The sequence below is a fragment of the Rhodoferax ferrireducens genome, from assembly GCF_003347515.1.
In the GTDB taxonomy this organism is placed as follows: domain Bacteria; phylum Pseudomonadota; class Gammaproteobacteria; order Burkholderiales; family Burkholderiaceae_C; genus Rhodoferax.
Genome location: NZ_QEII01000263.1, coordinates 1 through 469 on the forward strand (window position 1 = coordinate 1; position 469 = coordinate 469).

Consider the following 469-nt stretch of genomic DNA (forward strand, 5'->3'; position numbering starts at 1 on the left):
GCCAATCACGATCCCTCGCGAGGCCACTGCCGTGCGCAAACGACGACTCCCATAGGCCCCGCCACTTGCAGCAAACGCAGCCTTCATGTGCACGCTGGCTTCGCAAACCACAGGCTGGGCTTGGTCGGTAAGCGCCCAGCAAACCCATCTTGACCGCGCGCAGCTGATTGGCTGAAGGCTTATGTTGGTGGCTGTCTGGACAACCTGAAGCTTGAGTTCAGGGCTGTAGAACCGGCGCTTGGGGACTTTGGTGGTGCGAGCTTCGCTCGCCATGGTGTGCATGATGTTCATCGCGCACACTATCTCAACTCATCAGTCGGCCTTCAAGATGGGATGCCCAGTGTAAGCAACTGGGGAACACACATTGACGCGATGAGCGCGTCAATGCATTAGTCGTCAACGAATGGTTTGAGGTTGCCAGCGATGGGGCAGCAAGTCGCCCACCTGACTGGCGCGTTGGGTCGGCAGG

At 58.8% G+C, this 469-nt stretch carries 1 protein-coding gene; it reads right to left on the reverse strand.

Annotated features, from left to right (window positions below; all coding sequences use genetic code 11):
- On the reverse strand, positions 1–291 hold a 291-nt coding region (locus tag C5P05_RS34435; RefSeq protein ID WP_232834430.1), incomplete at its 3' end, for a hypothetical protein.
- Positions 292–469 lie beyond the last annotated feature (178 nt).